The 18,099-nt window shown below is 56.1% G+C and carries 17 protein-coding genes; 4 read left to right on the forward strand and 13 right to left on the reverse strand.

Features of this window, described 5'->3' with window-relative positions:
* Positions 1-79: 79 nt before the first annotated feature.
* Positions 80-1,372, forward strand: a complete 1,293-nt coding sequence (locus AC6I8K_RS00220) for an MFS transporter (RefSeq protein ID WP_483816502.1) — start codon at positions 80-82, stop codon at positions 1,370-1,372.
* Positions 1,373-1,499: 127 nt separating this feature from the next.
* Positions 1,500-2,762, forward strand: coding sequence for a YidR family protein (locus AC6I8K_RS00225; protein ID WP_497826044.1), 1,263 nt, complete (start codon positions 1,500-1,502; stop codon positions 2,760-2,762).
* Here the strand turns inward: AC6I8K_RS00225 and AC6I8K_RS00230 are convergent.
* Positions 2,740-3,099 carry a YceK/YidQ family lipoprotein gene (locus AC6I8K_RS00230; RefSeq protein WP_064738337.1) on the reverse strand — a complete coding sequence of 120 codons (360 nt, stop codon included), beginning with the start codon at positions 3,097-3,099 and terminating at the stop codon, positions 2,740-2,742. The genes AC6I8K_RS00225 and AC6I8K_RS00230 overlap by 23 nt on opposite strands.
* A gap of 286 nt (positions 3,100-3,385) precedes the next feature.
* Between AC6I8K_RS00230 and ibpA the strand changes: the two genes are divergently transcribed.
* On the forward strand, positions 3,386-3,799 hold the full coding sequence (gene ibpA, locus AC6I8K_RS00235; protein WP_049852393.1) for a small heat shock chaperone IbpA: 414 nt from the start codon (positions 3,386-3,388) through the stop codon (positions 3,797-3,799).
* Between the two features lie 81 nt (positions 3,800-3,880).
* Here the strand turns inward: ibpA and AC6I8K_RS00240 are convergent, their stop codons facing one another.
* Genes AC6I8K_RS00240 through AC6I8K_RS00265 form a run of 6 tightly spaced genes read right to left on the reverse strand, consistent with a single transcriptional unit; the run spans position 3,881 to position 9,598 of the window.
* Complete coding sequence (locus AC6I8K_RS00240; protein WP_497826045.1) at positions 3,881-4,786, reverse strand: EamA family transporter; 906 nt, start codon at positions 4,784-4,786, stop codon at positions 3,881-3,883.
* A 21-nt stretch (positions 4,787-4,807) separates the two neighbouring features.
* On the reverse strand, positions 4,808-5,308 hold the full coding sequence (locus AC6I8K_RS00245) for a YbaK/EbsC family protein (RefSeq protein ID WP_064738283.1): 501 nt from the start codon (positions 5,306-5,308) through the stop codon (positions 4,808-4,810).
* Positions 5,309-5,335: 27 nt separating this feature from the next.
* On the reverse strand, positions 5,336-6,136 hold the full coding sequence (locus AC6I8K_RS00250) for a 2OG-Fe(II)-dependent halogenase WelO5 family protein (protein WP_064738282.1): 801 nt from the start codon (positions 6,134-6,136) through the stop codon (positions 5,336-5,338).
* 5 nt (positions 6,137-6,141) lie between these two features.
* A complete protein-coding gene (locus AC6I8K_RS00255; RefSeq protein WP_497826046.1) occupies positions 6,142-6,849 on the reverse strand; it encodes a class II glutamine amidotransferase in 708 nt (235 codons plus the stop codon).
* On the reverse strand, positions 6,837-8,114 hold the full coding sequence (locus AC6I8K_RS00260) for an ATP-grasp domain-containing protein (protein WP_064738280.1): 1,278 nt from the start codon (positions 8,112-8,114) through the stop codon (positions 6,837-6,839). The genes AC6I8K_RS00255 and AC6I8K_RS00260 overlap by 13 nt, the downstream gene beginning before the upstream one ends.
* Before the next feature lie 17 nt (positions 8,115-8,131).
* Positions 8,132-9,598 carry a hypothetical protein gene (locus tag AC6I8K_RS00265; protein ID WP_064738279.1) on the reverse strand — a complete coding sequence of 489 codons (1,467 nt, stop codon included), beginning with the start codon at positions 9,596-9,598 and terminating at the stop codon, positions 8,132-8,134.
* Positions 9,599-9,796: 198 nt separating this feature from the next.
* On the opposite strand from AC6I8K_RS00265, the gene AC6I8K_RS00270 reads away from it, so the two are divergent.
* On the forward strand, positions 9,797-11,230 hold the full coding sequence (locus tag AC6I8K_RS00270; protein WP_483816506.1) for an aminotransferase-like domain-containing protein: 1,434 nt from the start codon (positions 9,797-9,799) through the stop codon (positions 11,228-11,230).
* Between the two features lie 32 nt (positions 11,231-11,262).
* On the opposite strand, the gene AC6I8K_RS00275 is transcribed toward AC6I8K_RS00270, so the two are convergent.
* The 6 genes from AC6I8K_RS00275 to AC6I8K_RS00300 form a co-directional block, all read right to left on the reverse strand.
* Entirely contained in the window at positions 11,263-12,510 is a 1,248-nt protein-coding gene (locus AC6I8K_RS00275; protein ID WP_497826047.1) for a valine--pyruvate transaminase, read from the reverse strand.
* Between the two features lie 81 nt (positions 12,511-12,591).
* Entirely contained in the window at positions 12,592-13,566 is a 975-nt protein-coding gene (gene ghrB, locus AC6I8K_RS00280) for a glyoxylate/hydroxypyruvate reductase GhrB (protein WP_064738276.1), read from the reverse strand.
* A gap of 65 nt (positions 13,567-13,631) precedes the next feature.
* Positions 13,632-14,915 (reverse strand): MFS transporter, encoded by a 1,284-nt coding sequence (locus AC6I8K_RS00285; protein WP_064738275.1) that lies wholly within the window; start codon positions 14,913-14,915, stop codon positions 13,632-13,634.
* A gap of 320 nt (positions 14,916-15,235) precedes the next feature.
* Entirely contained in the window at positions 15,236-16,180 is a 945-nt protein-coding gene (locus AC6I8K_RS00290; protein WP_497827211.1) for a sugar kinase, read from the reverse strand.
* 10 nt (positions 16,181-16,190) lie between these two features.
* Entirely contained in the window at positions 16,191-16,937 is a 747-nt protein-coding gene (locus AC6I8K_RS00295; RefSeq protein ID WP_497826048.1) for a sugar phosphate isomerase/epimerase family protein, read from the reverse strand.
* Between the two features lie 125 nt (positions 16,938-17,062).
* Complete coding sequence (locus AC6I8K_RS00300) at positions 17,063-18,088, reverse strand: LacI family DNA-binding transcriptional regulator (RefSeq protein ID WP_497826049.1); 1,026 nt, start codon at positions 18,086-18,088, stop codon at positions 17,063-17,065.
* Positions 18,089-18,099: the final 11 nt, after the last annotated feature.

Consider the following 18,099-nt stretch of genomic DNA (forward strand, 5'->3'; position numbering starts at 1 on the left):
ACGTTTATATCGCTACCCTACATTTGCCGGGGCGTGCTTTGTCGCGCCTGTAAGGCAAACACCATTACGGAGAAACACCATGGATCTCTCTGCTGTTCACGCCAAACCGACGCGCCGTCGTTATATCACGCTGCTGATGATATTTATTACGGTGGTAATTTGTTACGTCGATCGCGCTAATTTAGCCGTCGCTTCAGCGCATATTCAGGAAGAGTTTGGTATTACTAAAGCGCAAATGGGTTATGTATTTTCTGCCTTTGCCTGGTTATATACGTTGTGCCAGATTCCTGGCGGCTGGTTCCTCGATCGCGTGGGTTCACGCTTAACTTATTTTATTGCCATCTTTGGCTGGTCGGTGGCGACGTTATTGCAGGGATTCGCGACGGGCTTATTATCTTTGATTGGCCTGCGTGCGATTACCGGCATATTTGAAGCGCCAGCGTTCCCCACCAATAACCGCCTGGTGACCAGCTGGTTCCCGGAGCAGGAACGCGCTTCCGCCGTCGGCTTTTACACGTCCGGTCAGTTTGTTGGCCTGGCCTTCCTCACGCCGCTGCTGATCTGGATTCAGGAACTGCTGAGCTGGCATTGGGTATTCATTATTACCGGCGGCATTGGCATCATCTGGTCGTTGATCTGGATTAAGTGCTATCAGGCACCAAGCCAAAGCAAAAGCATCAATAAAGCCGAACTGGATTACATCCGTGAAGGCGGCGCGATGGTCGATGGCGATGCGCCGAGCGAGAAGAAAAACCGCATTAAACTCACCGCCGCCGACTGGAAACTGGTGTTCCATCGCAAGCTGTGCGGCGTTTATCTTGGCCAGTTCGCCGTGACATCCACGCTGTGGTTCTTCCTCACCTGGTTCCCTAACTATCTGACGCAGGAAAAACACATCGCGGCGCTCACCGCCGGCTTCATGACTACCGTGCCTTTCCTCGCAGCATTTGTTGGCGTGATTCTATCGGGCATCGTGGCCGATCGCCTGGTGCGCAGCGGCCGTTCGCTTGGTTTTGCCCGCAAAACCCCAATTATCTGCGGTCTGCTGATCTCCACCTGCATCATGGGCGCGAACTATACCGACGATCCGATCTGGATTATGACGCTGATGGCGATCGCCTTCTTCGGCAATGGTTTCGCCTCGATTACCTGGTCGCTGGTGTCGTCGCTGGCGCCGGTACGCCTGATTGGTTTGACGGGAGGCATGTTCAACTTTGTTGGCGGCTTGGGCGGCATCACTGTGCCGCTGGTTGTTGGCTATCTGGCGCAGGATTACGGCTTTGCGCCTGCGCTGGTGTATATCTCGGCGGTGGCGCTGATCGGTGCGCTGTCATATATCCTGCTGGTCGGCGATGTGAAGCGCGTAGGTTAATCTATCGTAGGGTCGCCATTTATGGCGACCTGGCTAATAACCGCACGATAATGGCGACCGGGTTTATTCGCACCTCACCAATAAATCACGTAATTTATCCGGCAACTGTTCGATGGAAGGTTGCCTCATGTCAGAAAAACAAATCACCTTTGCCCCGCGTCATCATCAACTCACCAACATTAACGTCTGGACCGGTGACAGTCAGTGGCTGGCATTTGATGTGCGGCCTTCCGGCGCATCATTCACCAGCCTGACTATCGAACGCGTCAATGTGGCGAGCGGCGCGGTTGAAGTGCTGTACCAGGCGCGCGATGGCGCACACGTTGGTGTGGTCACCGTCAGTCCGGATCTGCCGCCGCGTTACGTCTGTATTCACGGGCCGGAGCATCCCGATGCGCACTGGCGCTACGATTTTCATCACCGTCGTGGGGTGATCGTGCAGCAGAGCATCGCGGAGAACCTCGATGCCTGCGATATCACCGCGCCTTATACGCCCGGCGCGCTGCGCGGTGGCTCGCATGTCCACGTCTTCAGCCCGGATGGTTCGCGCCTGAGTTTCACCTATAACGATCATGTGATGCATGAAAAGGACGCGGGCGACGATCTGCGCAACGTTGGCGTGGCCGTGCCGCTGCATCCGGTGTGTCCGCCAAAGCAGCATCCGCGTGAATACGAGGGCAGCCATTATTGCGTGCTTATCAGCCAGACGCAGCGCGATCCACTGCCGGGCAGCGACCAAATCGATCGCGCTTATGAAGAGTGCTGGATAGGTGATCAAGGCTATCAGAAAGCCGACGGCAGTTGGCAGCGTTGGGCCATCGCCTTTATCGGCGATACGCGTGCCGCGAACGGCGACAAAGTGCCGGAAATCTTCGTTGTCGATCTGCCCGCCGCGCTGGCGGATTACGCCAAAGCAGGCGCATCGCCTTTGCAGGGCACCGCGGATAAATTGCCTGCGCCGCCGGCTGGCGTGCAGCAGCGCCGCATTACGCACACCAATGGTTTGGCACTGCAACCGCGCCATTGGCTGCGCGCATCAGCAGATGGCCGTGCCATTGCTTTTTTGCTGGCGGATAAGCATGGCGTCATTCAACTGTGGACGGTTTCACCCAATGGCGGACAGCCGCGTCAGGTGACGCAGTTGGCAAGCAGCATCCAGTCCGCATTGAGCTGGCAGCCCAATGGCAGCGCCATCGCTTTTATCTGCGATAACAGTGTGATGCAGTGTGAAGTCGCCACGGGTAAATGTACGCGCTTAACGCAGCGTAGCGATCACGCGCCATCCGGTGATGCCGTGGTCTGGTCGCCGGATGGGGAAAAGATCGCCTATATGCGGGACGTTGACGGTTGGCGACAGCTGTTTTGCGTTAGTGCGAATGCTCAGGCATAGAGGCCGCGGTCGCCAGGCTGGTTTGAGTGCCGGCCAGTTTTTCGCTTTGCAGCACGCGCTCGTGGATGGAATCTTTACTTTTATCGTCGTCGGAACGGAAGTAATCCCACGGCAGCAGCACGGTATCCATCACCGCTGAGAAAGGTAAATCAATCAGCGCAAGCGGCTTGATCGCCCAACTGGTGTTGTCGTCTGTAAGCATCTCGGCGCTGGCCCGCGTGCCGGGATAATAGCCCTGACTGGCACCCGTGTGAGACATCACGCTGGAGCAACCTGAAGTAACAAAGGTACTGCAAACCAGTACTGCTGTGAGCGGAAAGCGTTTCATCATATTCATCATCATCATCCCTTCAGTCATGGCATGGCCCTGGCTGGAGTGTGTCACCTGACGCTAAGCAAAGCTCTATGGCTAAGTCTTGTGTCTCAGGCGAATAGTCACCTGAGTGTATGCCATATCGTCAGAATTGCTGTAAAAAAATACGCATCAGCCCTTGAAAGCGACCTTGCTGCACCCACTTTTAAGTTACGTTCGTGTTGCTGTTGCCGGAAGGGACAGCATCGAACTGAACAACCTGTCCACTGTGGAAGGTTGCCTAAACTTGCTGATTATCAGGAGTCTTATTATGCGTAATTTTGATCTCTCTCCACTTTATCGTTCTGCCATTGGTTTTGATCGCTTGATTAACCTGCTTGAGACCAATCAGAACCAGGCCAATGGCGGCTACCCTCCGTATAACGTTGAGCTGGTGGATGAGAACTTCTACCGTATCACCATTGCTGTGGCAGGCTTTGCTCAGAGCGAATTAGATATCACTTCGCACGACAACGTGCTGGTGGTGCGCGGCGCGCATCCTGAAGAGCAGCCGGAGCGTAAGTACTTGTATCAGGGCATCGCCGAACGCAACTTTGAGCGCAAATTCCAGCTGGCCGATCACATCACGGTGCGCGATGCGCGTCTGGAAAATGGTCTGTTAAGCATCGATCTGGTACGCATTGTCCCGGAAGAGGCGAAACCGCGCCGTATCGAAATCCTGTAATCAGGATGCAGAGTTGAAAAAAACGCCGCTGAAAAGCGGCGTTTTTATTGTAGGGTCGCCATTCATGGTGATCAAAAGCCATCAAGTCCGCACTAACAATCGCTGACTGACCATGCCGCCAAACACATTTACCAGCAAACCAAGAATGATCACCGAAGCCCCGATCATCTGCTGCATCGATAAGGTTTCACCCAGAACCAGCGCGGCGCTAAGTATTCCCACCACCGGCACCAGCAATGACAGCGGTGCGACGCGCCAGGTTTCATAGCGACTCAGCAAGTTGCCCCAAATCGCGTAGCCAACAATGGTGGCGACAAAGGCGAGATAAACGAGCGCCAACACCGTTTGCAGCGAGATATGCAGCAGGCTGCTGACAATCGCCGTTTCGCCGTCGAACAGCCATGAGCAGGCAAAGAACGGCACCACCGGTACCAGCGCACTCCACACCACCAGCGACATCACCGGCACTTTACGGTTACGCAAAATGATTTTGTTGGTGATATTGCCGAGCCCCCACGACAGCGCGGCCGCCAGCGTTAGCATCATGGTGGTGAGCGTAATGCCCGCCGTGGTTTGGCCTTCCATACCTGCGGTCGCCAGCATAAACATGCCGAGCGTGGCCACCAAAATGCCGACGATGTGATTCCAGCGCAGCTTCTCAGCCAGGAACAGCGCGCCGAGCAGCAGAGTGAAAAAGGCCTGCGCCTGTAAAACCAACGATGCCAGTCCCGCCGGCATGCCGAGCTTGATGGCAAGGAACAGAAAGGCGAACTGCCCGAAGCTGATGGTCATGCCGTAGACCACTAGCCAGTGCAGTGGAATCGCCGGACGCTTCACGAAGAAGATCGCCGGGAACGCCACCAGGGTAAAACGCAGTCCCGCCAGCAGGAAGGGCGGCATGTCCTGCAGACCCAGCTTGATCACCACAAAATTCACGCCCCACGCCACCACAACCAGCAGGGCTAACAACATATCTTTTACTGACATACGAAGTCCTTACTGCCGCGATCAGGCGGTTGCCGTCACCGGTGTCGCGATCTCGGCACAACATTCATCACCGACAATTTTAAAGAAATCATCCACCTGTAAAGCCACTGAGCATTCCAATGCACCCGCGTTAAACCACAGCGTGCCGACATCGCGCAGGCGTGTATCGACACGCAGCGCCAGCCGATCATCAAAACTAAACGGCGGTACCGCGCCCATTACGCATTGCGTTAACGCCTGCGCTTTTTCGGGCGCAGCAAAACTCGACTTCTTGCCGCCAATGGCGCGCGCGGCACTTTTGAAGTTAATCTTGCAGTCACCCGGCACAATCGCCAGCAAATAGCGCGCATCCGCGCCCTCTGGCATGGTCACTTCCAGCACCATCGCTTTAGCGGCCTGATTGAGATCGTTACCGCGGATCTCGCTGATCAGGTCGGTCTGGCCGATGGCTTCATGCTCCACCACGCGATAACGCGCCTGATGTTGATCCAGCAGGGCCGTCACTTTTTCATAGGTATTCATGCTCGTCTCCTCGTCGAAAACCTGGCGTTAACTCCAGGCGATGGCGTGTTTCATTTTTTTGTCGGTCAGGCCAAAGAAGAAGCCCATGGTGATGCGCGTGTCGCCTTCCACACGATCAATTTCATGATAAAACGCAGGATTAAATAGATAGATATCGCCACTGCGCGGTGAGAATTCACACACCTCGCTGTGCTCAATGACGCCGGTTTGATAACCGAGTTCGCCCGGTGTTTTGTAGCACTCATCCACCGGCTGCCACTTCTTGTTAAAGATGCGCAGTTCGCCGCCCGCGTTGCACTCCTGCAAACAGACCACGCAACTCAGCTGATGCAGGATGTGGGTTACCGCCAATCCGCTGCCGGCGGCATCGCGCACGATGTTGTCGTTATGCAGTGGATTGGCGACGCCATTGGCGTGGAAGCGCACAATCGAACCGGCGTACTCGCCCAGCTCGGGTTCGTTGGCGGTTTGCAGACTGTCCAGGCGCAGCGCGTGTTTCACCCAGTTGTAGATCTGATCGCGTAAACCGTGCAGCGACGGCGGCAGCGCAGGCTGGATATCGCGCAGTTCGGTGAAGTAGTTTTCCGGCGCGGCTGTGTGTTTCGCCAGATAGGGACCGAGCGTGGTCAATGCACCATTCGGATAGTGCGAAACCCGCACTTGCTCGCGGCACTGCTGCAAATCGTCCACCACGGCCTCACGCACATCCGGTGTCAGAAAATTGCGTAATACCAGCAGCGGCACGCGCGCCGTCACGATGTCATCCAGCCAGGTACTTTCCACAAACATATTTGGATGGATAACGCGTATCTGATTGAAAATCGCCATGTTGCTCACTCCCCAATAGGAAATTCATGAAGTTCATGGTTACTCATACGACGCCATTCAGACGCCGTGCCTAGTGTTGAAATGGGTTCAGAAGAGATAAACGTCGTGTTGTCATTCTGGAAACGGTGCAGCGTGAAATAGTTGGGATAGGGCGTATCGTCGGGATGCCATTGCCATGCCCAGGCTTTATCGCGCGTGACAAAGATGGCATTAGCCGAGCTGCCGCCCGGCGCCACCTGCGCCATCTTGTTGCGCAGATAGTCGCGAGTAAAATCGGCGGGCGTGGCGCGATCAACCATGTATTCGAGGTACTCGGCGGAATCAAAGCGCGACTCCGCCATGCCTAATTGCTGGTAAACAGTGGGCAAAAAACCGTTGTGCATCATGTACCATTGGGTTTCGCCGCTGGTGCGCCACAGCGGATGGGAAAATTCGATACCGTGATTTTTACTTAGCGTGGCATGGCGCACATGCACCGCCAGAAAGCGGCCGCGCAGGCGATCAACATCAATTGTCGGCAGCGCATCGGCGAAGGTGCCAGTGCCGTGCAGCGTGCGAATGTGCCTTTGCTCCAGCCATAAACAGCCCCACCCGTTGGGATGCTGCTTAATCGGTCCTTCGTGCGTTGCGGTTTCGCCGCAGCTCATGGCTCGGGCGGCATCCAGCACCGCCGCGGCATCAAATTGGCCGTGCGCCACAATCATTCTGCACATAGTAAATCTCTCCGTGTGGTGAGCGATGAGACCTCAAGGATTTGGTGGAATACCGCCAGAATGTCGTCGCGGCTGGTCGCAGCGAGGCGGAAGGTTGCCAGAATTCCCGCGTGGCGGGTTAAATCGGCATACAGCGAAGAGCGCGGCGAAACCGCCAGCGCAGGCAGATTGAGCGGCGGCAACAGCTGACCGCGTTGGTTCTGTTCAATCCAGCGCTCAGCCGCGTCATACTGCAGGCGCTGACGCAGTCGCACCCGGCCCACCGCTTGAGGCTGCGGCGGGAAATGCAGCGGCGGCATGCCGTAACCGGCTTCGATGTGAAACGCCACTTCAGCCCAGTTGATGCCGGTGACTTCCTGCACCAGATTCACCACGCCCATGCCGGAAAGGCGGAAGCCCATTTCGAGGAAGTGTGGTTCGCCATTAACCAGAATGAAGTCAATGTGAAATGCGCCCTGGCGATAGCCGAAGGTTTCGCAGCAGAAGCTCATCAGGCTGCTAAAACTGGCCGGCAGTTGCTGCGCCGCGACCGCTACATGGCCGGACTCGTAAAAGCTGACGCAGCCGTCGGCATCGCTATGGTGTTCGATCACCTTTTGGCAGCAGGTCAATGCGACGGCATGGCCCTCCACTACCACGCCTTGCAGCGAATACTCATCACCTGCCAGCCAACTCTCAACGATAAAACCGCTGAAGCTGCGCCCGCCGTAATTCATGGTATCGACCAGCTTGCCGATTACCGCATCAAGCTGGCCAGACTCTTTCACCAACCAGATGCCAAGCCCGCCGCCGCCGTCTACCGGCTTGATCACGCAGGGATAGAGCAACGCCTCACGCGCGTCACGAATGCTGAGCGGTGAGGCGAAGAAGCGAAATTCGGGCTGCGGAAAGCGCTGCCAGGCTTTGCGCAATGCCATGCGCTGCGCGTACTTATCCGGCGGAATAAAGCTCGCGTCGGCATCGGGTCCCGCCAGCAACTCTCGTACGCGACCGGCGCTGGCGTTGTAGGCTTCAAAGCCCGCCAGCACCACATGAGGATGCTCCATCAACCCAGCATGTAAACAGGCTTGCAGCACATCCCACGGATTTTCCGGGCGATCCAGCCGCACAATCAGATCGAACGGCAACGGGATGCTCAGCGATTGGTAATCGACGAAATCGCCCATCTCCGCCAGAACGGTAAAATAGCCTTCGCGTTTGGCCACCGCGCAGTAAGGGTTTTGGCCGTCGCGGGTGGCGCCAATCTGCAGGAAAATCTTTCTCATCGCGTTGCCTTACCGGGTTAACGCCCGGAGATCACTTCAGTGACGACGTCTTGCATGACACCGTTATTCACCTGAATCACTGCTTTGTGCGGGTCAAAACGCAGTACGCGCGAAAGCGCATCGCCGCGCCGATCGTCCAGCAGTGAACTCACCTGCGCGCTGCGCCAGCAGTGACGCATCTGCGTTAGGGTCAAACCAGAAAGCTGTTCGAGCTGCTGCGCCAGCAACACGTCATTGCTTTCAGCGCGCAGCAGGGCGCGCACCGCTGCGTCGTCCGGCGCATCGTCTAACTGCAGCAGCCAGCTTTTCAGCTGATGACCTTCAGCTATAAACGGCGAATAGATCATGCAAACCAGTTGGGTTTCATTGAGGCCGAAAGCCTGCTCGGCGAACTGCGCCGCGCGCTGGCGGGCGCGCTTAATCGCCTCATCGTCCTGATAACGTGCCGCCATCTCATCGATCAGCTGCGGCGGGAAATCTTTTTTCACCATCAGTCCGAGCGCAAAGCGCACATATTCGCGAATGCCTTCGGCGTAGTTCCGCTGCAACAGCGTCTCCGCACGCAGACCGCGAATATGCGCCATTAACGTTGGATTGCCGCAGTCCGATTCGGAGAAGCTGAACATCAGTTCATCGAAGCGAAAATGCATAAATTCAGTGAGCAGCGCCCAATGCGCACCCGCTTCATACGCGGTGTCTTGATAGATATTGAAGAACAGCGGGTCGCGTTCCAGCTGCCAGGTAATGCGGTGCGCAGGCGTCACCTGATCGGCGCCGTAGATATCGGCGAAATAGCGTTCGGCCACGCCATCCAGCGTCTGCAGGAAGCCGCTAAAACCGCGCGATTTATCCGCCACCGGCGCATCAAACAGCCGCGAAAGATGGCGCGCCCACGCAAGGTAAGCGGTTTGTTCCTGCGGCGAATCGCCGGTGATGATCACATCAACGCCGCCGTCGTAATGCGCCGCCAGGCCAAACGAGTTCACCATGCTGAGATTGCAGGCATTACAGAAAGTGGAGCGTGCATCAGCACGAAAGCGGTGGCCATTCATCAGCACATCGTTGCGATTCTGCTGGCGCACGCTGTCTGGCATCGGTAAATGGCGATCGAAGTGGCGAATTTGCAGGCCGTCGGTCACCAGACATTCGGTAAAGTCATCATCGAGGATGTGCAGCGCGCGATACACGCGATCGATATTTTCCATCACGCTGTCATTCATCGCCGCATGGCGGTTGGTGCTGATGCGTAACTGAAAAGTGCTGCCGTGCTGCTGCCAGATCAGCCCCTGAATGTAGCGCACATACGCCACCATATAGCTGCTGTCTTTACCGCCGCCATAGGCCAGCAGCACGCGGTTATTTTCCGGATGCGCGGCATCGGGGAGCGCGGCAAGTAAACGGCGTGAACAATGTTGAGCAGAATTGATAATCGCCGGGGTGAGATAGCCACTAATTTCTCTCATCATGGTGGACAGATTATTCATTTTTCACTTCATCCTTTGGCTAATAAAAACGCTGCTGCCGTGCTGGCGGCAACAGACGGGAAATGGGCCACGAAGGTGCTACGGAATGAATGTCTTGATTACCAATGCGCAGGGTTTTCAATTAACTAATGCAGCCTAAAGTACTTTGAATGTAATCTGGTGAAAACGCACAGATCAGTACGAAATAGGGTGGAACAGATGGCGGGTGAAACGGAACAGGGCAGGCGTTACCGTCAAATCGCAGAGCAGATAAAACAAGCCATTCACAGCGGCGCGCTGCCGCCCGACAGCCGTTTACCGTCGGTGCGCACGCTGGCAACGCAGTACAGCGTTAGCATGACCACGGCGCTCAAAACATTACGCACGCTTGAGGATGAGCATTACGCGGTGGCGCGTCCCAAGTCCGGTTTTTTTGTGGCGCCACGTAAGGCGGATAGGCTTTTTCCAGCGTTGATCAATGAGCAAGCGCGTGAAGTGGCCCCGCTTGATGAGCAAACTGAACTGCATCTGGCGATGCTGGGATCGGACTGCCGCGTGCGGCTGGATCTGGCGAACGGTGACATCTCGCTTTATCCGGTAAAAAAGATTGGTTTGCTGATGCGCCAGATGGGTTACAGCAAACCGGCGCTGCTCGGAAACACGGTGAAAGGGACCGGCTACCTGCCGCTGAAAACGGAAATTGCCCGCCGCGCAGTCGATTATGGCTGCAATATCAATGCCGATGACATCCTGATCACTAATGGCTGTATTGAAGCGATTTCGCTGGCGCTGCGCGCCACCACGCGACCCGGTGATATTGTGGCAGTGGAGTCACCCTGTTATTTCGTGCTGCTGCAGATGCTGCATAACCTCAATCTGCGGGTGATTGAGGTGGAAGCGGGCCCGGAAGGTTACGTCAATGTGGAGAAACTGACGTCGCTGTTCCAGGGTAAAGCGGTGCAGGCCTATCTCACCATCAACAACATCAATAATCCGCTCGGCAAAAGCATCCCTAACGAACAGAAAGCCTATATCGCGCGTCAGGCCGACGAGAACGATGTGGTGATCATTGAGGATGATATCTTCGGTGATACCGCGTTTGGCGAGCGCCGTCCATTTCCGATGCGCGCTTTCAGCCCGAACGCGATCTTATGCAGCGGCTTCTCAAAAACCGTCGCGCCCGGCATTCGTATTGGCTGGGTACACAGCAGCAACTACATGCGCAAAATCGCGTCGCTGAAATACACCACCAGCATGGGCACGTCGGTACTGTCACAGGCGGCGATTGCTGAGCTGCTGCGCAGCGGCGGCTACGATGCGCATCTTCGCAAGCTGCGGCGCGAGCTGAAGAATCAAATCCAGCACATGCGTCAGGCGGTGCTGCGCTATTTCCCGCCGGGCACGCGCGTGTCGGATCCCGAAGGGGGTTATGTGTTGTGGGTGGAGATGCCGCTCGGCGCGTTGAATGTGCGCGCGCTGTTTCTCAAGGCGCGCAATGCGGGCATTGGTATCGCGCCCGGCCATATTTTCGCTACCGATCACCGCTACGATCACTGTTTCCGACTGAATGCCGGCTTTGGCTGGAATGCGGAAGTGGAGCAGGCGATTCAGCAGTTAGCGCAATGGTGCCAGTTGTCGTTGCCAGCGACGTGATGCAGCGGTCGCCATAAATGGCGACCCTACGGTCAATTCGTAAACGCGCTTTCCAGTTCTTCTGCCAGAATCTGCACCGCACGCTCAATTTTTTCGGCATCCGGCACGTAGTTCATGCGCATACACTGATGAGTATGCGGCCATTCGTGTTCGAGGCCGGGGAAGAAGAAGTGGCCGGGCACCATCAGCACGCCGCGCGCTTTCAGGCGCTGATAAAGCGTTTCGGTACTGATCGGCAGATCGCGGAACCACAGCCAGAGGAAAATCGCGCCCTCAGGTTTATGAATCAGGCAGCGATCTTCCGGTAAATAGCGGCGAAGAATCGCTATCGTCTCGCTCACTTTGGCCTGATAAAACGGCTTAATCACCTCTTCGGACAGACGCAGTAAATCGCCGCGCCCGATCATCTCATTCGCAATCGCCGGCCCAATACTGCCTGGAGCAAGACTAATAATGCCATTCATGTTGCCAATTGCGCTGATGGTGCTCTCATCAGCAACAATAATACCGCAACGTGCGCCCGGCAGGCCCAGTTTCGACAAGCTCATGCACAGAATAGTATTGGGATTCCACAGTGGTCGCGCTTCGCTAAAGATGATGCCGGGGAACGGCACGCCGTAAGCGTTATCGATCAGCAGCGGCACGCCATGTTGCTGTGCCAGCGCATCGAGCTGCAGCAGTTCTTCATCGGTGATCACGTTGCCGGTCGGATTGGTCGGGCGGGACACACAGATCAGACCGACATCATCGTTAAGCGGCAGATGATCGAAATCGACGTGATATTTGAATTGGCCTTCCGGCAATAGCTCAATATTTGGCTTGGCGGAGACAAACAGATCCTCTTCAAGCCCGGCATCGGCATAACCGAGATATTCCGGCGCCAGCGGGAACAGCACGCGCTTTTTACTGCCGTTGGCGCGACGTCCGGCGAACAGATTGAAAAGATAGAAGAACGCACTCTGGCTACCGTTGGTCAGCGCGATGTTTTGCGCGGTTAGCGGCCAGCCGAGTTCCTCACGTAACATCTTCGCCAGCGCATCCAGCAACAGCGCTTTACCGCGCGGGCCATCGTAGTTGCACAACGCTTCGCTCAGTTTGCCGTCCTGATGCATCTGCAGCAGCAGCTGATTGAAATAGTCGTTCATCGCCGGAATTTGCGCCGGATTGCCGCCGCCAAGCATGATGGTGCCTGGCGTGCGCAGGCCTTCACCCATGTCTTCCATCAGACGTGAGATGCCGGAGTGTTGAGTAAATTTGTCGCCGAACTGAGAAAAGGACATAGGAAGTTAAAACGTTGTGAAATCGAATGGGGAACCACCATAGCGCCCGCCGCAGGCAGGCGCAATGGGTAAAGCAGCCGCTTAGCTTTGGATTTGCGGGTTAACGCAGTTTTTCTCAACGTTGCCGTTTAGGGCCGCAATAAGGTTATCCACCGCGTCGCTCGCCATGCCATAACGGGTTTCATGTGTGGCGGAACCGATGTGCGGCAGCGCTACCACGTTTGGCAGCGTCAAAATCTCGGCATCGGCAGGCACTGGCTCAACTTCAAATACATCCAGACCCGCAGCGTGCAAGGTGCCGTCTTTCAGCGCCGTCGTCAGCGCCTGCTCATCCACGACTGGACCGCGACCGGCATTAATGAGAATTGCGCTTGGTTTCATCAGCTTAAGCTGCGCCGCGCCAATCATGTGGTGTGTCTGTTCGGTCAGCGGCAGGCTGATGCAGACAAAATCACTCTCTTTCAGCAAGGTTTCCAGATCGCAGGCACGCGCGCCAAAGCGGGTTTCCGCTTCTTCATGTTGGCGACGCGCGTTGTAAAGAATATTCATGCCGAAGCCAAAGTGCGCACGTTGCGCCAGCGCCAGGCCGATGCGTCCCATACCAAGAATGCCGAGGGTTTTGTGGTGTACATCAATGCCGAAATGATCCGGACCGATGCTCTTTTTCCATTCGCCCGCTTTGACCCACTTATCCAGCTCGGTCACGCGACGTGCTGTGCTTAACACCAGCGCCATCATGGTGTCGGCGACGGTTTCGGTCAGCACGGTTGGCGTATGCATTAGCAACACCTTGCGTTGATTCAGCGCGTCAACGTTGAAGTTATCGTAACCCACCGACACCGTGGAGCAGGCGCGCAGCGCGGGCATTTTCGCCAGCAGTTCGCCATCCACTTTGCCGCCAGAGCCGAGCAAACCTTGCGCCTGTTCGAACTGCGCCGCGTGTTTCTGGATAGTTTCCGGGGAAATATCATGCACTTCAGTGACGGTGAAATGGGCATCCAGTTTGGCGCGCAGGTCATCTGGCAGGCTCTTATAAAGAATCACAGCAGGTTTCATCTTTGCTCCCTATAGAACGAGTTGTGGGCGACCAACGTCGCCCCGAAAATTCATCTTTTACGCTTTCAGGCGTGCTTCGCCCCGTGTACGGGCGGCGGCGTTTTGTTCTGTGCCGGTTTAACGACAAGCGTCAGCCAGACTGAGGCCAGCAGCGCAGCACCCATGAAAATGTAGGAGGCGGCAGGCGAACCGGTCGCGCCATTAAGATAGCCTACAATCCACGATCCGACGAAAGAACCGAGTGCGCCCATGCTATTGATCAGCGCCATCGCGCCACCGGCGACGTTGCGCGGCAACATCTCAGGGATGATGGCGAAGAACGGACCGTACGGCGCATACATCGCACCCCCGGCAATCACCAGCAGCGCATAAGAGAGCCAGAAGTTGCTGGAACCCACCAGATACGAACCGAGGAACGCCAGTGCGCCAATCAGCAGTAACGGCCAAACAAACAGTTTGCGGTTCTGGGTTTTATCCGACGCCCACGACACCACGATCATCGCAATGGTCGCCACCAAATAGGGCACCGCGGACAGCCAACCGGCTTCCACCATGCCCATCTGCGAACCGTTACGCAGAATAGACGGCAGCCACAGCACGAAACCGTACACGCCGATGCTCCAGGCGAAATATTGCAGGCACAGCAGGATCACGTTGCGATTACGGAACGCTTCGCCGTAATTGCGTACCGCTTTGATGCCTTCCTGCTCTTTTTGCAGTTGCGCCTGCAGCGCTGCTTTCTCGCTTTCGCTCATCCATTTGGCTTGTGACGGCTTATCCTGCACCAGGAACCACCAGGCAACTGCCCAGATAACGGCCGGGATGCCTTCAATAATAAACATCTCGCGCCAGCCAAAAGATTCAATCAAATAGCCGGAAACCACCGACATCCACAGCACCGTGACCGGATTACCGAGGATCAGGAAGGTATTGGCGCGCGAACGCTCCGATTTGGTAAACCAGTTACTGATGTAAATCAGCATGGCTGGCATCACCGCCGCTTCCACTACGCCAAGCACAAAGCGGATCGCCGCCAGCATTGGAATGTTGCTCACCACGCCGGTCAGCGAGGCGCAGCCGCCCCATAAAATCAGGCACCAGAAAATCAGTTTCTTAACACTACGGCGCTCGGCATACAGCGCGCCGGGGATTTGGAAGAAGAAGTAGCCGAGGAAGAACAGGGCGCCCAGCAGCGATGACATGCCTTTGGTGATGCCGAGATCTTCGTTAATCCCTGCGGCAGAGGCGAAGCTGAAGTTCGCCCGGTCCAGATACGCCAGACTGTAGGTGATAAACACGATGGGCATAATAAACCACCAGCGTTTTGGCGCGATTGTCTGCGATTTCATGGGTGACTCCTCTGGTTGAGGTGGACGCATTCTGTGGATGCGCCTCGGAATATTGTTGTAGTGGGTACAGCTATTTTTGAATCTTTGTCAGGAGGTCGCCATAAATGGCGACCCTACAAAAACCACACTGACGTTGGGTGGTCGCCATAAATGGCGACCCTACAAAAACCACACTGACGTAGGGTGGTCGCCATAAATGGCGACCCTACAAAAACCATACTGACGTTGGGTGGTCGCCATAAATGGCGACCCTACAAAACCTCACCGATCTCGTAGGGTCACCATTTATGGCGACCTGGGTTTTGAATACGGAATCGTGCTTAGTAATCGCCCAACGCCGCGCGCGTCGGCAAACCTTCGCTGTCGCCCGCAACCTGAATCGCCAGCGAACCGATCTTGTTGCCGCGCAGAATCGCCTGAGGCAGCGATTTTCCTTCCAGCAAGGCGCTGATCAGGCCAACGGCAAAGCCGTCACCTGCGCCCACGGTATCCACCACATTTTCGACACGAATCGGCGCGACCTGGCCTTGCTGGCCGTCGGCGGTTTTGTACCAGGCGCCGTCGCCACCAGTTTTGATCACCACCGCTTTCACCCCTTTATCGAGGTAGAAATCGGCGATGGCTTCCGGCTGACTGAAGCCTGTGAGAATCAATCCCTCTTTCTCGCCCGGCAGCACCCAATCAGCATATTCCGCCAGATGATTCAGTTGCTTGCGCATCTCCTCTTCGCTACGCCATAACACCGGACGCAGATTCGGATCGAATGAGATGGTTTTGCCGCGCGCGCGCATCTCTTTAGCCGCGTGTTGTGCCAGCGCAAGTGAACTGTCTGAGATCGCCGCCGCTACGCCACTTAAATGCAGGTGGCGTGCGCTGCCAAAGTAGTCGTCGTTGAAATCGTCGGGCGACAGATGGCTGGCCGCCGAGTCTTTACGGAAATATTCCACTTCTGGATCGAAGCCGTCATCGACACGGGATTTGAGCTGGAAGCCGGTGCGATAGCGCGCGTCAGTGGTGACGCAGCGGTGATCCACACCCTCTTTTTCCAGCTGTTGCAGTGTGAAGCGACCAAAGCTGTCGTCGCCGACGCGGCTAACCCAGCCGACGTTCAACCCGAGACGCGCCAGGCCAATCGCGACGTTGAGCTCGGCACCAGCAATGCGTTTGACGAAGCCTTCAGCCGCGGCGAGATCGCCAGTTTGCTGAGCGATAAACATCGCCATCGCTTCGCCAATCGTCACCACATCCAGCGTTTTTTGCGTCATCATCGACTCCTTACGCTGCACGCAGCAGGTCAACGTAATGGCGAGTGACCGCCAGTAAATCCGCGCCTTCCAGCGGGAATTCGATGCCGCGTGGCGCATCGACGGGCAGCGCGTTGAGCAGCGAGCGCCAGCTATCGTCGGCCTCATCCAGCGCGATGGCGCGGAAAGTGTCGCCGTGTGGCACTGCGGTTTTAACGTGAATATAGCTGACATAGCGGCTGAGTTGAGCGGCGGCCTGCAAACCGTCTTCACCGGTCCACTGCCAGTTGCCCATATCAAAGGTCATATCCAGCGGCAGCGCGGCATCACAGGCCTGATGGAAGAAGCGCAGCATCGGTGCCAGTTTGCTGTCAGGGGTTTGATCGTTCTCTACCACCAGCGTTACCGTTGATGCTTGCAAAACGTTGAGCAGCGCGCTGGAATCAAGTTCAACAAAATGGCCCAATGCCACTTTCAGGCGCTTAGCACCGATTTGTTCGGCTTCCTGCAGAAACTGCGGCAGACGCGGATTCAGCGTGCCATCATCCAGCCACAGCGCTTCCGGCACGGAATAGCTGGCGCTTAGCTGATGCTGAGAAAGCGCATTGCCGAGCGCGTGCAGCAGGCAGAGTTCATTTTCGTTGAACAGCTCACGGCGGATTTCGACACCATCCGCACCTGCTTGCTTAATCAGCGGCAACAGCGCTGTTTGGCCACCCAATTCCGCCACTTTCTGCGCGCCATATGCGGCAGTTACAACAATAATTTCTGGTTTCATCACTTTTCTCCGGGCATGACCACATCCCATTCGTTATAAAAAACCTAAATGGAACCGGTTCCAAAGGAAAGGTGCAGACTACGGAATTATGATCATGCTCACGAAGTGAGCCCTAAAAAGGGAGATTAGCGCAGCGGCTGGCTGGAGCCGCGCACGATCAGTTCGCCGGAGAAAAGCTGTTCGCTGATGGAGAGTTCGCTGCCTTCAATGCGCGCGATAACCTGTTCCAGCGCGGCGTAGCCAATCTGCCAGGTGGGCTGCTTCAGGGTGGTGATGCCCACGCCTGCCAGCGCGGCCCACTCAAGCTCATCAAAGCCCAGCAGACCGATGGTTTCACCCCAGCGCAGTTCAAGGCGCTGTAAGGCGCGTGCCACCTGGAGTGTCAACGCGCCGTGTGCAGCAATTACCGCACAACGCTGGCCTGAATGACGCTGGTAGAAATCACGTAATCGCTTTTCCAGTTCGTCAGGTTGATGCAGCGCCACTTCGGCATTCTCCGCCGCAACCAGTGGCGCCGTTTTCACCGTGTCGTAGAAAGCACGCAGGCGCTCGCGGCGTGTATTGACGCTACCCAGCGGTTCACTGACAAACAGTAACGCCTGATAGCCATTATCCAGCAAATGCTGTGTAGCAATGTTCGAGGCTTCCGGATTGTTCAGTCCAACCATATCGCAAGCAAAATCCGGGATTTTACGGTCGATCAACACCATCGGCAGCATTGACTGTTGTAGGCGATTCAGCACTTCTTCATGCATGCCCACCGCATTCACCACAATGCCTTCAACCTGATAGCTGCTCAACAGTTGCAGGTAATGCTGTTCGAGATCGACTTCGTTGTTGGTGTTACACATCAGCAGGGTAAAGCCCTGCGCACGGCACGCCGCTTCGATGCCGCTCAACACATCAACCGAATAGGGATTGGTGATGTCGGCAATGATCAGGCCGATCAAACGCGTGCGGCCGCGTTTGAGTCCGCGCGCCATCTGACTGGGACGATAGTTGAGTTCGGCGATGGCCTGTTCGATACGGGCTTTGAGATCGGGCGAGAGCAGATTCACTTCGCCATTCAGATAGCGGGAAACGCTGGTTTTACCGGTTTTTGCCGTACGGGCAACGTCACTGATTGTGGCTCGTGGCGGCCTGGTTTTCATTGCTTACACCT

Source organism: Pantoea sp. X-Soil-ISGK-421 (assembly GCF_059730785.1).